Genomic DNA, 16,553 nt, shown 5'->3' with positions numbered 1-16,553 from the left:
CACTTTATGCCTTGTCATATTGGATTGGGATATTATGCCATATTGGTATGATTTAGCTATATTACATCAGTTCAGCAGAACTGACAGAAGAAAAATTGGCTCAGGCAGTACGCAGTCACTGGCGCATTGAAAATAATCTCCATTGGGTGTTGGATGCGATTTTTCATGAAGATGATTGTCAGATTTATCGGGAAAATGCAGCAGAAAATATCGCAATACTCAGACGAATCGCCTTAAATATGTTGAAACAGGAAAAAACTAAATTAAGTATAAGGATGAAACGTAAACGCGCCTGGATGAGAATTCAGTTTTTAGAACAGGTATTACAAGCAGGATTTTCTAACCTGAATGTTATTTGATCATTCATGCGGTTGCCCTGGGATATTAGGTCATCCACTCAATTGACTAAATGTCCCGATATTCTGCCATAGGCTGGTTACCCATTGTCCGACATGGGGTGAGGACAGCATAGTCATGTGATTGCCGGGCACAACTATCGTATTGAGTTCAGCCGCGTGAAGACGCCATTGGGTTTCTCGAGTTCTCCTTGCCTCTTTTTTATCGCCTTCCCCGGCATTAACCAAATGAACAAGTCCCTCATAACGGGTACGCGGTATATAACGGGTGTTCAGATTAGCCTGCATAACGCGAACAATCCCTTGCAACAGTGATATGGGTGTTTTTGCCGGGAAAAGCCCGACCCTAACCAGAGCACTGTGCAGATGCTGGATTTGTTCATCCGCAGCCAGGTCAGCAAAATCTTGTCTGGTGAGCGGAAGAGGCTGGTTTAGTAGCATATTATAGATATCGATCAACTCCATGATTGTTTCAATACGGTTGACTGACTTGAGGGCACTCCCTTGCTGATCCGGTTCATCGGTATCAATAAGAATAAGATCGGATACCTGTTCTCCATCGGCCTGCAATTGCAGGGCTATTTCAAAGGCAATCCAGCCCCCAAAAGAGTGACCGAGCAGGTGATAAGGGCCATGCGGTTGGATCTGGCGGATACTCTGGATATAGGCACGAGCGGCCCCTTCAACACTGCTGTAAGGGGAATGATGCTCAATCGTGAACCCACGTGCCTGTAAAGCGTATATCGGAAGTTGCTGTGGGAACGATAGTGCCAGTTCGAGCAGACTGGACGGGCTGGCACCGGCACCCGGCAGACAAAATAGCGGCGATACGGCCGGAGAGCCTTGCTGAATAATAACCAGTGGGTTAAAGGAAGGCACATCCCGTAGGTTTTCAGTGATTGAATCCACGATTTGGTTTAGCAGAGGAGGCTGCATAATGGAGAAATGTGTCCCGCCGATAGGATAGAGCACCGAATCGGGACCGACAATGTCATGCCAACCGTGCCAGCTGTCGCCGTTGACTAACTCTTCCGTAGTATAGAGGTGGACCGGTAAAGCGGATTTTTGCGCGGTGTACTCTTGACCAAGCTGTGAAATCATCTCGGCGGTATAGACACGCAGGAGAATATCTTCGCGTGTGATCCCCGCCGGCAACCACTGGCGTTCGATACAGTGATTAAGTACCTGTTCCACATTACTGAGGTGGTACAGTTCCGCCAAATCCTTTTGATCATCAAGAATTTTTTGGGCACGCAGTGCGTTAATGACGAATCCAATTCGTCTTGCTTCTTCGCTGACAGAGGGGGCGGCAGTTGTTAAGGCGTTACTATTATCTTTATGGGCATGATAATAAGAATCAATCATACCAATAAACTCGACTGTCTCACCATCACTGGTTAATTGTTGGGCTATCTCGTAGGCAATTACCCCCCCAATCGACCAGCCCATCAGGCGATAAGGCCCTTGTGGTTGGATACGGCGAATAGCCTGAATATGGCAGGCGGCAAGTGCTTCAATCGACCCCGGAGGATGCGTCAGTGTATGAATACCAAGCGCCTGCAAGGCATAGACCGGAAGTTCAGGGGGCACCAGGGTAGTCAGGGGAGAATACACCAGAGGATCGCCCGATGTTTCGTGGATCAAAAACAAAGGCAGTAAAGTGCCTGCCGGACTAAGCGGTACAGGATTTTCGTCAAATGGGGATACGGGGATGACGAACTGTTCCTTAACCGCCAGGGCCAGATCACATAAGGTTGGATGGGTGAACAGAGTGGCTAGTGAAACCGGCATATTTTGTTCGCGCATATGATTCAACAACTGTACCGCGAGCAGCGAGTGTCCGCCAAGTTCAAAGAAATGGTCATGGCGGCTAATCCTTTCCAGTCCCAGTAAATCTTGCCAGATCCGAGCCAGCGTGGTTTCTGTTTTATCGATGGGAGATTCATAGCCCCGCACCACGAAAGCGGACAGATCGGGGACAGGTAACGCCTGCCGGTCGAGTTTGCCGTTAGGGGTTAACGGGAAAGTCGCTAACGTGACAAAGGCACTGGGCAGCATATAGTCGGCAAGGTGCTGGACAAGTTGCTGGCGCAGTTTGGCGGGCACCAATTCAACCCCTTCCTGCGGTAACAGGTAGGCGACCAGTCGTTTCTGGCCGGGTTCATCTTCGCGGGCAATCACTGCCGCTTCACGCACGCCGTCACATTGGCAGAGTCTGGCTTCGATTTCCCCCAGTTCAATGCGGAAACCCCGCAGCTTAACCTGAAAATCATTGCGACCCAGGTAGTCGATATTGCCATCGGGCAGCCAGCGGCCGAGGTCACCGGTTTTGTACATGCGGGCATCAGGTGTGGCTGAGAATGGATCGGGAACAAAGCGTTCCGCTGTCAACTCAGGGCGGTTGAGATAGCCTCGGGCCACACTGGTGCCACCAATATAAATCTCACCAGCAACACCAAGAGGCAGCAACTGGCCTTGGGCATCCAGAATATAGATCTGGGTATTAGCAATTGGCCGGCCGATGCTGGGCTGTGACAATGTTAAATCAACCGGACAGAGGGTGGCGTCTACCGTACATTCTGTTGGTCCGTAAACATTGATAAAGCGGGTTGTTTCTATTTCTTGCAGTCTGGACCACATTGAAGGAGGAATACTGTCACCACCCACCAGCGCCAATCTGGGTTGATAACCGACACGGGTTCCCAGCCCGGACTCTAACAGCCATTGTAATTGCACTGGCGTACAGTCGAACATGTCCACAAGGTGGCGTGCAAAATAGCGCCAGAGTTGCTGGCTGTCGGCACGGATCTCTTCAGGCACGATGATCAATGTATGACCGGAAAGTAACTGAAGCCAGATTTTCACCGAAGCATCAAACACAATACTGGCATTCATCGCTACGCGGCACGGTGGGCTGAGGTCGAGCGCGGCATTCAAACCGGTATGAAGATTGATGACATTCCTGTGTGTCACCATCACTCCTTTGGGCTGTCCCGTAGAACCGGAGGTGTAAATCACGTAGGCCAGATGATGTGGTGTGAGTCCCAGCGTTTGAGCATCGGGATTGTTTTCAGATCCCTGCGCAAAGAGAGAGCGTGACTGAGTATCGAGTAAAATGCTGGGCAGGGTGCAGTCCAGCATGTCGACGAACGCAGATTGGGTAAGCAGGGCTACCGGTGCAGCATCTTCTATCATGTAAGTCAGTCGTTCGGCCGGATAGGCCGGGTCCAGTGGGACATAGGACCCACCGGCTTTGAGGATAGCCAGCAGTCCCACCATCATCTCAAGGCTACGTTCAACACAGATAGCCACACGATCATCAGGACGTACCCCTATGGCAATCAGATGATGCGCCAGGCAATTGGCCCGCCGGTTCAGTTCACCGTAGCTGAAAGACAGATCGCCGAAGACGACGGCGGTGACGTCAGGTGTGCGGGCGGCTTGTTGCTCAAACAATTCATGGATCAGAACGTTTGGCGGGAAGTCAATCCCTGTGGTGTTGAACCCGGCCAGTAACTGTTGGCGTTCCGTGGCAGGCAGGATTGACAGATCCAAAACCGGTCGCCGAGGTTCGTTCATTAGGGCTTCGGTCAGGCTGCTAATGGCAGTGACCAAATAATCAGCTACCCGGGGAGAATCAATTGTGGCGACGGCCTTGACTGATATGCTGAACGCTTCCCCTGAGTCATCCACTGAGAGGGTCAACGGGTAGTTAGTTCGCTCCTCAGAAAGCAACAGGCGTATGCCACGCCAGACAGTCTCATTTGTATCTGGTCGGTTATGGCGATAATTCAGTAAGGCACTGAACAGCGGCATTGGCTGTGCTACACCGCTGCACCGTTGTGCCAGTGCCAACGGAGCTTGTTCATGCTCCAATAAAGTGGTCAGGTTATGGTAGGTATCCTGCACAATTTCTTGTACCGTACGCCCGCCCAGAGCGACACGCAAGGGCAGGGTGTTGATAAACATCCCCAGTATACGATCAGCCCCCGCGCCGCCTTGCAGACGGCCCAGCAGCACGGAACCAAATACGACATCATCGCGGCCACTGATTTGTGCCAACACTTGCGCCCAGGCCACATGAAACAGCACACTGGAACTAACGCCCAGCTGACGCGCCTGAGAGCGGATTGTCTTCGCTAAAGCGGGGTCAAGCAGAAGACGGTGTTCATTGATAACACTATTATCGCCGGGGACGCTGAGTATCCCGAAGGGGGCGGTGGGTTCATCAATATCCGCCAGTTGGCTACGGAAATAGGCTTCATGTTCTGCCACGGGCACACTTAATGTCTGGGCAATAAAGTTGCGGTAGGGCAGCATGGGGGGCAGTGTTTTGGCATTGCCCAGCAATATCTGGGCAATTTCCGCAAAAATCAGCTCCAGTGTCATATGATCACTGACCAGATGGTGGAAACGCAAAGCCAGCAGCCATTCATTTTGTTGCGGATCATGGGCGGTATCGACGGCAAAGAGGGGGGCCAGGTTCAAATTGATTTTATGCTGGCGTGGATCAGTGTGAGCCTGTAACTGCCCCGGAATATCACCTGTCGTGGCCGGGATGAATTCACGGACAGTCAGCGGTGCCTGACGCCAGACCACCTGCACCGGCTGTTCCAGTCCTTGCCAATAAATGGCGGTGCGCAGGATATCATGGCGATTGATAACCTGTTGCAAGGCATCCAAAAAGCTATCGAGACGATCACGGGTATCGAAAGCGAGTAAGCTTCGCAGCAGATAATTATCTCCCTGTGACTGTAACAGATGATGGAACAGGATACCTTCCTGCAACGGGGTCAGTGGATAGATATCCTGTATATTACCTGCTCCGTCCGGCAACTGCTCAACGATGGCATCAATTTCGGCCTGGCAGAGAGAAACTAAAGGCAGCATATCGGGCGTGATAACCGTACAACCTTCGGGGATACGGTTAGGGGGGACGACAAAGGCGCTGATCCCATGCTGGGTGGCCTGAGCCATATCGGTGAGCACAGGTGAGGCGAACACACTACGAACCTCGAGCTGCCAGCCTAAATTACGCAGTTCTTCCACCAGACTGACAATCATCAGTGAATGACCGCCGAGTTCAAAGAAGTGATCGTGACGACTGACCTGTTTGAGTCCCAGGAGTTTTTGCCAAATCTGCGCCAGCGCGGTTTCTGCCTCACCGACGGGGGCTTCATAGTTGCGGGCCACAACCGCCGATAAATCGGGGGGCGGCAGGGCCTGACGGTCGAGTTTACCATTAGGGGTCAACGGGAAAGTGTCTAACGTAACAAAGGCACTGGGCAACATATAATCAGCGAGGTGCTGGGCCAGTTGCTGGCGCAGTGCAGCGGGCACCAGTTCACCCCCTTCCTGTGGCAGCAGGTAAGCGACCAGTCGTTTTTCGCCGGGTTCATCTTCGCGGGCAATCACCACCGCCTCACGTACGCCGTCACATTGGCTGAGTCGGGTTTCGATTTCCCCCAGTTCAATGCGGAAACCCCGCAGCTTGACCTGAAAATCATTGCGACCAAGGTAGTCGATATTGCCATCGGGCCGCCAGCGGCCGAGGTCACCGGTTTTGTACATCCGCGCATCGGGTTCTGACGAGAACGGATCAGGCAGGAAGCGTTCAGCGGTCAGTTCAGGCCGATTCAGGTAACCGCGAGCCACACCCGCCCCGGCAATATAAATTTCCCCCGTCACACCACAAGGAACGGGTTGCCCCTGTGCATCCAGAATATAAATCCGGGTATTGGCAATCGGACGGCCAATCGGGGGCGGATTATCCTCTGCGGAGGAAGCGCAGGAATAGAGTGTGGCACAGACTGTGATTTCTGTTGGTCCATAGGCATTAAGCATTTGCCGTCCGGGTGACCAGCGTTTGACTAAGGTTGGCGGACAGGACTCGCCCCCCACCAACAGGGTTTGCACGGTATCGGGCAGGGTATCCAGCGCGGATAACGCGGTCGGTGACAAGAGAACATGGCTGATGGCCTGATCGGCTAAATAGCCGGACAGTATGGCGCCGGGCAAGAGATTAGCCCGTTTGGCCAGATAGAGGCAACCGCCTGCCATTAAGGCCATACAACATTCCCAGATACTGGCATCGAAGCTGTTTGAGGCGAATTGTAAGACGCGGCTGTTGCTGGTGAGAGCCAGGGCATGTTGCTGGGTGGTGATTAAATTGCACAGGTTCTGATGTTCAATCATCACGCCTTTCGGTTGCCCTGTTGAACCAGAAGTATAAATGACATAGGCCAGATGGCGGGATGCCAATCCCAGTGCTTGGGAGGCTGGGTTATCAGCGGGTTGTGTTGCCAGAGACGGTTCGTGGTTATCCAGTAAGACCGTTGGCAAGGTGTCAAATTGAGCGAGCCACTCTGATTGGGCCAGTTCCGATTGAGTCAGTAAAGCCACGGGGGCGGCATCTTCCAGCATATAAACCAACCGTTCGGGCGGGTAGGACGGGTCAAGCGGGACATAAGCCCCCCCCGCCTTGAGGATAGCCAGCAAGCCGACCACCATCTCCGGGCTGCGCTCAACACAAATGGCGACCCGGTCATCAGGCCGCACCCCCAGCGCAATCAGATAATGGGCCAACTGATTAGCGTGGTGGTTTAATTCACCATAGCTCAGTGTCTGGTCTTCATAGACGACAGCAAGGGTATCGGGATGCCGGGCGGCCTGTGCCTCAAACAGTTGGTGGATCAACATGTCTTGCGGGAAATCGGCCTGAGTAGTATTGAAATCCACCAGCAGTTGTTGCTGTTCTGCCGCCGGTAAGATAGGGATAGCCCGGATCGCTTGTTGCGGATTGTGGATCAGGGCATCGATCAAGCCGCTGATGGCTGTCGCCAGATAGGTATTGATGCGTTCCGGTGCAATGTCGCTGACGGTCAGAGCCGTTAATTGGAAACCGTCGCCTAAGTCATCGACTGACAAGGTGATGGGGTAGTTAGTACGCTCTTCTGCGGTCAAAATACGGATGCCCGCCCAGGGGGTGTCAACGGACTCAGTTTCACCCATTTCCGTTTCATTCGAAGGGCTATGACGATAATTGAACAAAGTGCTGAACAACGGCAGGGGTTGCTCCACGGCACTGCACCGTTGTGCCAGCACTAATGGAGCTTGTTCATGCTCCAGTAACGTGATCAGGTTGTGATAGGTCTCCTGCACGATTTCCTGTACCGTGCGTCCGTTCAGAGAGATGCGCAGGGGCAGCGTGTTAATAAACATGCCCAGTATTTGATCCGCCCCCGCCCCGCCTTGCAAACGGCCCAGGAGTACGGAGCCAAACACCACATCATTGCGGCTGCTGGTGTGGGCCAGAACCAGTGACCATGCCACATGGAACAGAACACCCGGGCTGACACCGAAACGACGCGCCTGAGTGCGGATGGCTTTGGCCAGATCAGGCGCGATAGCGAGATGGGCCTCAGTAACAAGGTCGTTGCCAATTTTTACGTTAAATACCCCAAATGGCGCGGTGGGTTCGTCAATGTCCGCTAATTGGGCGCGGAAATAGGCTTCATGCTCGGCGGTTGATGTATTCAGGGTTTGGGCGATAAAGTTGCGATAGGGCAATACCGTTGGCAGCTTCTCCGTCTTTGCCTGCAAGATGAGCGCAATTTCTGTAAAAACCAGCTCCAGTGTCATATGGTCACTGACCAGATGATGGAAGCGCAGCGCCAGCAACCATTCATCTTGTGCCGGATTGGGGGCAATATCGGCGGTAAACAGGGGCGCGAGATTCAGATTGATACGGTGCTGACGCGGATCAGTGTGAGCCAGTAACTGCGCCGGAATATCGTCTGTCATGGCAGGCGTGAATTCACGGACAGTCAGCGTTGCCTGACGCCAGACCACCTGAACCGGTTGTGTCAGTCCCTGCCAGTAAGCGGCAGTGCGCAGGATATCATGGCGGTTGATAACCTGTTGCAAGGCATTCAGGAAGCTATCGAGACGATCACGGGTATCGAAAGCGAGTAAGCTTTGTTGCAGATAATTATCCCCCTGAGTCTGTAACAGATGATGGAACAGGATGCCTTCCTGTAACGGGGCCAGTGGATAGATATCCTGTACATTACCTGCCCCGCCGGGGATCAGCTCAACGATAGCATCAATCTCAGATTGGGAAAGCGAAACCAGTGGCAACATATCGGGCGTGATAACCGTACAATCTTCGGGGATACGGTTGGGGGGCACAACAAAGGTGCTGACCCCATGCTGGGTAGCCCGGGCCATATCGCTGAGGACCGGTGAGGCGAATACACTGCGAACCTCGAGCTGGCGGCCCAGATTACGTAGCTCTTCGACCAGACTGACAATCATCAGCGAATGGCCGCCGAGTTCAAAGAAGTGATCATGGCGACTGACCTGTTTGAGTCTCAGGAGTTTTTGCCAAATCTGCGCCAGCGCGATTTCTGTCTCACCGACGGGGGCTTCATAGCCACGAGCGACAACCGCCGATAAATCGGGGGGCGGCAGAGCCTGACGGTCAAGTTTACCATTAGGGGTGAGCGGGAAAGTCTCTAAAATGACAAAGGCGCTGGGCAGCATATAGTCGGCAAGATGCTCAGTCAGTTGCTGACGCAATTCAGCCAGCACCAATTCAGCGCCCTCTGACGGACGCAAATAGGCCACCAGTCGTTTCTGTCCCGGCTCATCTTCGCGGGCCAGTACCACGGCTTCGCGTACGCCGTCACATTGGGTGAGCCGGGCTTCGATTTCCCCCAGTTCAATACGGAAACCGCGCAACTTGACCTGAAAATCATTGCGGCCGAGGTATTCGATATTACCATCGGGCAGCCAGCGGCCGAGGTCGCCGGTTTTATACAGGCGTGCATCGGGGGCTGAAGAAAAAGGATCGGGCAGGAAGCGCTCGGACGTGAGTTCAGGGCGATTCAGATAGCCGCGGGCGACACCTACTCCGCCAATATAAATTTCCCCCGCCACACCAATGGGAACGACTTCACCGTGAGCATCAAGAATATAGATTTGAATATTGGCAATAGGATGCCCAATCGGCACTTGCCCGATATAGCGACCCGGAACACACTGCCAGGCCGTGACATCAATGGCCGCCTCTGTGGGACCGTATAAATTATGCAGTTCACTGTGAGGTAAATGGGACAGACAGTGTTGTTGCAAGGCATAGGGCAGCGCTTCCCCACTGCATAAAATCTGGCGCAGAGAAAGGCAGCGTCCCGCCGGAAGGAAATGGAGGAAAATTTGCAACATGGAAGGCACAAAGTGGATCGTCGTGATTTGACGTTTTTCTATCTCTTCCAATAAATAGTGCGGTTCTTTGTGACCGCCGGGGCGAGCCATCACTAATTGGGCACCAACCATCAGGGGAAGGAAGAATTCCCAAACGGAGACATCAAAACTGAACGGCGTTTTTTGTAAGACGCGATCTTGCGGGGTTAATTGATAAGTCGCCTGTGCCCAGAGCAAACGGTTAACCACACCACGGTGCTCATTCATCACGCCTTTGGGTAATCCGGTGGAGCCAGAGGTGTAGAGGACGTAGGCCAGATGACGCGATGTCAGCCCCAGCGCCTGGGCGTCTGGATTGTCAGTCGGTTGTGCTGTCAGAAACGATTCATGGCTATCAAAGATCTTATCCAGCAAGACCGCAGGCAAAGTGCTGTCAAGTTTGTCGCGTAACGAGGTTTGCGTCAGTAAAACCACCGGTGCCGCATCTTCCAGCATATAGGCCAACCGTTCGGTGGGGTAGGCCGGGTCGAGCGGGACATAAGCACCACCTGCTTTAAGAATGGCAAGCAGCCCCACGACCATCTCCAGACTGCGTTCGACACAAATTGCGATCCGATCGTCAGGGTGAACTCCCCGCGCAATCAGGTGATGTGCCAGACGATTAGCATGACGATTCAACTCCTTATAGCTGAGAGCGTGAGCGCCACAAATGACGGCGGTTGCATTGGGCGTTTTTGCCGCTTGTGCTTCGATTAATTGATGGATCAGTGCCGCTTGTGGGAAATCCACTTGAGTGGCGTTAAAATCGGTCAGCACGTGTTGCCGCTCTGCCGCCGGTAAGATGGTGATAGCCCGGATCGTTTGTTGCGGATTGTGAACTAAGGCATCAACCAAACCGCTGATAGCTGTCACCAGATAGGTGTTGATGCGTTCGGAGTCGATTTCGGTGACAGTCAGGGCTGTTAGCTGGAAGCCGTTCCCTAAATCATCCACTGACAGAGTGATGGGATAGCTAGTGCGCTCCTCTGCGGATAAAGTCCGTATGCCTGCCCAAAGGGTATCAACCACTTCCGTTTCACCAGAAGCGCTATGGCGATAATTGAGCAAAGTGCTGAACAGCGGCATGGGTTGTTCCACGCTACTGCATCGTTGTGCCAGCACTAACGGTGCCTGCTCATGCTCCAGCAAGGTGGTCAGATTGCGATACGTGTCCTGCACGATTTCCTGTACCGTGCGTCCGCTCAGAGAGATACGCAGGGGCAGGGTGTTGATAAACATACCCAGTATGCGATTAGCCCCCGCACCGCCTTGCAAACGACCCAGCAGCACGGAGCCAAACACCACATCATCGCGGCCGCTGGTTTGGGCCAGTACCTGCGCCCAGGCCACATGGAACAGGACGCCGGGACTGACGCCCAGCCGACGCGCCTGAGAGCGAATGGCCTTCGCCAACGTAGAGTCAAGTGGAAGACGGTGTTCGTTGATAACACTATTATCGGCGGGTACGCTGAGTATCCCGAAAGGGGCGGTGGGTTCATCAATATCCGCCAGTTGGCTACGGAAATAGGCTTCATGTTCTGCCACGGGCACACTTAATGTCTGGGCAATAAAGTTGCGGTAGGGCAACATCGTGGGCAGTGTTTTGGCATTGCCCCGTAGTATCTGGGCAATTTCCGCTAAAATCAGCTCCAGTGTCAGATGGTCACTGACCAGATGGTGGAAACGTAAAGCCAGCAGCCATTCATTCTGTCGCGGATCGTGGGCGATATCGGCAGCAAAGAGAGGGGCGCGGTTCAGATTGATCCGGTGCTGACGCGGATCAGTGTGAGCCTGTAACTGCGCCGGAATATCGCCTGTCGTGGCCGGGATGAATTCATGGATAGCCAGCGTTGCCTGACGCCAGACCACCTGCACCGGCTGTTCCAGTTTTTGCCAATAAACCGCTGTACGCAGGATATCATGGCGGTTGATAACCTGTTGCAAGGCATTCAGGAAGCTATCGAGACGATCACGGGTATCGAAAGCGAGCAGACTTTGCAGCAGATAATTATCCCCCTGAGTCTGTAACAGATGATGGAACAGGATACCTTCCTGCAACGGGGCCAGTGGATAGATATCCTGTACATTACCTGCTCCGCCCGGGATCAGCTCAACGATAGCATCAATCTCAGATTGGGAAAGCGAAACCAGTGGCAACATATCGGGCGTGATAGCCGTACAATCTTCGGGGATACGGTTGGGAGGGACGACAAAGGTGCCGACCCCATGCTGGGTAGCCTGAGCCATATCGGCAAGGACCGGTGAGGCGAACACACTGCGAACCTCGAGCTGCCAGCCTAAATTGCGCAGTTCTTCCACCAGACTGACGATCATCAGTGAATGGCCGCCGAGTTCAAAAAAATGGTCATGGCGACTGACTTGTTCGAGTCCCAGGAGTTTTTGCCAAATCTGCGCCAGCGCGATTTCTGCCTCACCGACAGGGGCTTGATAGCTGCGCGTGACAACCGCCGATAAATCGGGGGCAGGCAGGGCCTGACGGTCAAGTTTACCATTAGGCGTGAGCGGGAAAGTCTCTAAGATGACAAAGGCGCTGGGCAGCATATAGTCGGCAAGATGCTCAGTCAGTTGCTGACGTAATTCAGCCAGCACCAATTCAGCGCCCTCTGACGGACGTAAATAGGCCACCAGTCGTTTCTGCCCCGGCTCATCTTCGCGGGCCAGTACCACGGCTTCGCGCACGCCGTCACATTGGGTCAGTCTGGCTTCGATTTCTCCCAGCTCGATACGGAAACCGCGCAGTTTGACCTGAAAATCATTGCGGCCGAGGTAGTCGATATTGCCATCGGGCAGCCAGCGGCCGAGGTCGCCGGTTTTGTACATCCGTGCGTCTGGCTGCGAAGAGAACGGATCGGGCAGGAAGCGTTCAGCGGTCAGTTCAGGGCGATTCAGGTAACCACGGGCCACACCGTCACCGGCGATATGGATTTCACCGGCAACCCCGACGGGAACGGGTTGACCCTGCGTGTCCAGAATATAAATCCGGGTATTGGCAATCGGACGGCCGACAGGAATGGCACGGGTGACATCAACCGGAGAAGTCATCGCATAGGTGGTGGCAAAGGTGGTGGTTTCTGTTGGACCATACCCATTTATCAGATGCGCGGGCTGGGACAGCGCCAACTGCACCTGTTGTATCTTTCTCGGGTCAAGGACATCCCCGCCGACAAGCAGGTAACGTAACTGCCCAAACAGGGGAATAAGATGATCCAGATATTCGTTAAATAAGCCGGCCGTTAACCAAAGTGCCGTGACCTGTCCTTTTACCAGTACATTGAAGAAACTCACCGGATCCAGCAGTACCGATTGTGGAACCACCTGCAGGCGTGCCCCATTGAGCAGGGCAGACCAAATTTCCCAGGTCGAGGCATCAAAAGCGATATTGGCACAATGGGCGACACAGTCATTCGGCGCAATATCAGCAAACCCGCTATTTATGATAAGACGAAGGACATTGCGGTGTTCGACCATCACTCCCTTCGGTTGCCCCGTCGATCCTGACGTGTAAATGACATAGGCCAAATGACGTGATGTCAGCCCCCGTGCCGGTATGTCGGGGTTATCCGTTGGCTGTGATGCCAACGTCGGTTCTTGATTGTCAAATAAACGGTCAAGTAAAACGGTCGGCACGGTGTTGGGCAGCGGGTGGACTTGTGCCGTCTGGGTGAGCACCACCACGGGGGCGGCATCTTCCAGCATATAGCTCAACCGTTCGGGCGGGTAGGACGGGTCAAGCGGGACATAAGCCCCCCCCGCCTTGAGGACAGCCAGTAAGCCGACCACCATCTCCAGACTGCGTTCAACACAAATGGCGACCCGGTCATCAGGCCGCACCCCCAGCGCAATCAGGTAATGGGCTAACTGATTGGCCCGGCGATTAAGCTCGCCATAGCTCAGTGTCTGGTCTTCATAGACGACAGCAAGGCTATCGGGATGCTGGGCAACCTGTACCTCAAACAGTTGATGGATCAACGCCTCCTGCGGGTAATCCACTTGAGTGGCATTGAAATCCACCAGCAGTTGTTGCCGCTCTGAGGCAGGCAGCAACGGCAAAGTGGCAATTTGTTGGGTTTCATCCGCGACCATGGCGGTCAGCACATTGTTGAAATAACCGGCTATCCGCTCAACGGTGGTGGTGTCGAATAAATCGGTGGCATATTCCAGCTCACCGACCAGACCGGCTTCGCTTTCACTCAGTGACAAAGTCAAATCAAAATGAGCACTACGATGTTCCTGGTCAATCGTAGTCAGTTGCAAACCCGGCAGGGTCAACGCTTGGGCTGGGGTGTTATTTAAGGCCAGCATCACCTGAAAGAGGGGGTTGTAGCTTAAGCTACGTTCAGGCTGGAGTGCTTCTACCACCTGTTCGAAGGGCAGATCCTGACGGGTATAGGCGGCCAGTGCCCGCTCCCGAACCTGGGCCAGCAAATCCGCCACACAGAGTTCATCATGGCAGGAGATGCGCAAGGCCAGCGTATTAACAAAGAAACCGATTAACCCTTCCAGTTCACGGTGTGGGCGGTTGGCAACCGGGGTGCCGATAACGATATCCTCCTGTCCACTGAGCCGGGTCAGTACGAGACTCCAGGCACTGAGCACCGTCATAAATAAGGTGGTGTGATGGCGCTGTCCCAGTTCCTTTAGTGAAGCCAATAAGTCTGCGTCAATGTGCACAGGCACTTGGTTGCCCGCATAGGTTTGTACCGCCGGGCGTGGCCGGTCGGTTGGGAGAGTGAGTAAGGCAGGGGCGTCAGCAAGCTGGGCACACCAGAAATCACGTTGTTCAGTGAAGAACGTGCCTTGTAACTGCGCCTGCTGCCAGACCGTATAATCAGCATACTGAATGGGCAGGGGAGGCAAAGGGTCATCATGATGACCGTCAAGGGCCGCACGGTAAAAGGTGCCTAACTCTTGCACCAGCACACCGATGGACCAGCCATCAGTGATAATGTGATGCAGAGTCAGTAACAGCACATGCTCTTCGTCTGCCAGTTGCAGCAATTGTCCACGGATCAGCGGTCCCAGGGCAAAATCGAAGGGTGCCTGCGCCTCGATATCAGCGAGTTCGGTGACACGCTGGGTACGCAAGGCCGTATCAAGCGGGCGCAGGTCGTGACAGGACAGAGCAAAACCGATATCAGCCGGATCGATATGCTGGCAGGGTTGGCCTTCTACCAGGATAAAGCGGGTACGCAGACTTTCATGACGGGCAATCAGGCGGTCAAGTGATGTTTTCAGCGCATGGGCGTTGAGCTGGCCTGTGAGGCGTAAAGTTACTGGCAGATGATAAGCCTGACTGGCCGCCGGATCGAGCTGGTTGATAAACCATAACCGCTGCTGGGCAAAAGAAAGGGGCAGAGATTGATGTCTGTCTGCGGGTTTAATCAATGCCGGTTGCTGTTGTTCCCCGCGGGCTTTCAGCTGTTCTGCAAGTCTTTTCTCCAGCACCGCACGTTTCAAGTCATCGATATTCATATTGATCTTTGTCATTATCTACTGCCTCCGCGGGGGTCTTTCCCGCCTAAAATAGCCATCAATTCTTCTGCTGACAGTGAGTCAAGATCGTCCCGGATTGACTCAAGTTCGTTTTCCCCTACTACACTCATTTGGGCTGAGAGAATGACAGTGGCCTGCTCTGTCAATGTGGGCGAGGCAAATAACGACGTCAGAGGGATGCTGACCAGGAATTTGTCTTGTATGCGGGTTATCAGTCTGACGACCATCAGCGAGTGGCCGCCGAGTTCAAAGAAGTGGTCGTGGCGACTGATACGCTCCAGTCCTAATAGATCCTGCCAGATTTGCGCCAACGCGGTTTCTATCCTGCCTTGTGGCGGCTCATAACCCTGAGTCACCACGGCAGCCTGATCCGGCGCAGGCAAGGCCCGGCGATCCAGCTTGCCGTTAGGCGTGAGCGGGAAGGATGTCAGCGTGACAAAGGCACTGGGCAGCATATAGTCAGCAAGGTGTTGGGCAAGTTGCTGGCGCAGTTCTGCCGGCACCAGTTCAACCCCTTCCTGTGGCAGCAGGTAAGCGACCAGCCGTTTTTCGCCGGGTTCATCTTCGCGGGCCAGTACCACGGCTTCGCGCACGCCGTCACATTGGGTCAGTCTGGCTTCGATTTCTCCCAGCTCGATACGGAAACCACGCAGTTTGACCTGAAAGTCATTGCGGCCGAGGTAGTCGATATTGCCATCGGGCAGCCAGCGGCCGAGATCGCCGGTTTTGTACATCCGTGCATCGGGTTCTGACGAGAACGGATCGGGCAGGAAGCGTTCAGCGGTCAGTTCAGGGCGATTCAGGTAACCACGGGCCACACCGTCACCCGCGATATGGATTTCACCGGCAACGCCGACGGGAACCGGTTGACCCTGCGTGTCCAGAATATAAATTCGGGTATTAGCAATCGGACGGCCGACAGGAATGGCACGGGTGACATCAACCGGAGAAGTCATCGCATAGGTGGTGGCAAAGGTGGTGGTTTCTGTTGGACCATACCCATTTATCAGATGCGCGGGCTGGGACAGCGCCAACTGCACCTGTTGTATCTTTCTCGGGTCAAGGACATCCCCGCCGACAAGCAGGTAACGTAACTGCCCAAACAGGGGAATAAGATGATCCAGATATTCGTTAAATAAGCCGGCCGTTAACCAAAGTGCCGTGACCTGTCCTTTTACCAGTACATTGAAGAAACTCACCGGATCCAGCAGTACCGATTGTGGAACCACCTGCAGGCGTGCCCCATTGAGCAGGGCAGACCAAATTTCCCAGGTCGAGGCATCAAAAGCGATATTGGCACAATGGGCGACACAGTCATTCGGCGCAATATCAGCAAACCCGCTATTCACGATAAGACGAAGGACATTGCGGTGTTCGACCATCACTCCCTTCGGTTGCCCCGTCGATCCTGACGTGTAAATGACATAGGCCAAATGACGT

2 protein-coding genes and 1 pseudogene (1 of these 3 only partly in view) are annotated in these 16,553 nt (G+C 53.9%); 1 reads left to right on the top strand and 2 read right to left on the bottom strand.

Annotated elements, in window-relative coordinates; all coding sequences use genetic code 11:
* Positions 1–59 precede the first annotated feature (59 nt).
* Positions 60–359: pseudogene (locus AAY47_RS04360) on the top strand (ISAs1 family transposase); the annotation flags it as partial.
* A gap of 30 nt (positions 360–389) precedes the next feature.
* On the opposite strand, the gene AAY47_RS04355 reads toward AAY47_RS04360, so the two are convergent.
* Complete coding sequence (locus AAY47_RS04355) at positions 390–15,107, bottom strand: non-ribosomal peptide synthetase (protein WP_072059738.1); 14,718 nt, start codon at positions 15,105–15,107, stop codon at positions 390–392.
* On the bottom strand, positions 15,107–16,553 hold the 3' portion of the coding sequence (locus AAY47_RS04350; protein ID WP_053014206.1) for a non-ribosomal peptide synthase/polyketide synthase. Its footprint extends 21,197 nt past the window's final position; the window shows 1,447 of its 22,644 coding nt (coding positions 21,198–22,644); its start codon lies off the right edge, out of view — the gene reads right to left on this strand; it ends in the stop codon at positions 15,107–15,109. The genes AAY47_RS04355 and AAY47_RS04350 overlap by 1 nt, the downstream gene beginning before the upstream one ends.

It is taken from the genome of Xenorhabdus griffiniae, assembly GCF_001028135.1.
GTDB classification, from domain to species: domain Bacteria; phylum Pseudomonadota; class Gammaproteobacteria; order Enterobacterales; family Enterobacteriaceae; genus Xenorhabdus; species Xenorhabdus bakwenae.
The sequence above is the reverse complement of the archived record's forward strand: the minus strand, read 5'-3'. Positions and strand labels throughout refer to the sequence as shown.

Excerpts from the sequence above, each read along its gene's own strand:
- AAY47_RS04355 (WP_072059738.1), bottom strand. The coding sequence starts at position 15,107 with ATGACAAAGATCAATATGAATATCGATGACTTGAAACGTGCGGTGCTG.